General features: G+C 72.7%; 1 protein-coding gene and 1 pseudogene. One reads left to right on the top strand and one right to left on the bottom strand.

Annotation, left to right across the window (positions count from 1 at the left end):
- The coding region (locus AB0M20_RS44580) for an acetyl-CoA C-acetyltransferase (protein ID WP_364307649.1) at window positions 1–960 on the bottom strand (960 nt) is incomplete at its 3' end.
- 44 nt (window positions 961–1,004) lie between these two features.
- Between AB0M20_RS44580 and AB0M20_RS44575 the strand changes: the two are divergent.
- Window positions 1,005–1,207, top strand: a pseudogene (locus AB0M20_RS44575) (short chain dehydrogenase); the annotation flags it as partial.

The raw sequence follows: 1,207 nt of genomic DNA, 5'->3' as shown, positions 1-1,207 counted from the left end.
GGCGAGCAGCCTGGGCACCGCGTACGCGGGCGCCATCAGCAGGCCCTCGTCGCCGTGCACGTAGTCGACCGCCGCCGTTTCACAATCCTCGAAATATGCCAGCACGGGCAGCCCGCGCGCCGCCGCCCAGTCCTCACTCGACAGCAGCACCGTCGCGGCGCCGTCGGTCAGCGGGGTCGAGTTGCCGGCCGTCATCGTCGCGTCCGTCGTCGCGTCCGGGCCACGGCCGTAGACCGGCTTCAATGCGGCCAGCTTCTCGGCGCTGGTGTCGGGGCGGAGGTTCTGGTCGCGGGTCAGGCCGAGGTAGGGCGTCATCAGGTCGTCGAAGAAGTTCCGCTCGTACGCGGCCGCGAGGCGCCGGTGCGAGGCGAGGGCGAGCTCGTCCTGCTCCGCCCGGCCGATCTGCCACTCGCGGGTGGTGATCGCCGCGTGCTCGCCCATCGAAAGCCCGGTGCGCGGCTCGGCGTTGCGGGGAAGCTCCGGCCGGACGAGCTGACCGGGCCGGATCCGGGCCACCGCACGCAGCCGATCGGCCGGGGAACGGGCCCGGCTCAGCCGCAGCAGCGTCCGGCGCAGATCCTCGTTGAGCTGCAGCGGCGCGTCCGAGGTGGTGTCCACGCCACCGGCCACCCCGGCGTCGATCTGGCCGAGGGCGATCTTGTTCGCCACCAGGATCGCCGCCTCCAGGCCGGTGCCGCACGCCTGCTGGATGTCGTACGCGGGTGTGCGGGGGTCGAGCCGGGAGCCGAGGACCGCCTCACGGGTCAGGTTGAAGTCGCGGGAGTGCTTGAGCACCGCACCGGCGACCACCTCGCCCAGCCGCTCCCCGGCCAGCCCGAAGCGGGCGACCAACCCGTCCAGCGCGGCGATGAGCATGTCCTGGTTGGCGGCGTCGGCATAGACGCTGTTGGATCGGGCGAACGGGATCCGGTTCCCGCCCAGCACGGCGACGCGGCGCATCTCGACCTCCTGCCAAAGAAGCTACTGACGAGTAGGCTACGCGCATGGGCGACAGATACGCGAGCTTCGCCAACTCCGGCCCGGGGCACGCCGTGGTCAAGCGACTCGGGTTGCCGGACCCCCCTCGGCTGCGCCGGGATGCCGCCGCCGAGGGGCCGGTGCTGCTGGGGGCGGCGCCTGGCGGCCGGTTGATCGAGGCGGTCCGCAAGGTGCTGACCGGGGTCGACGTTCTCGACACCGCGGATCC

Origin of the sequence: Actinoplanes sp. NPDC051633 (assembly GCF_040681735.1) — a bacterium.
GTDB lineage: Bacteria > Actinomycetota > Actinomycetes > Mycobacteriales > Micromonosporaceae > Actinoplanes.
Note: the sequence above shows the minus strand (reverse complement) of the source record. Positions and strands in the feature narration are given on the sequence as shown.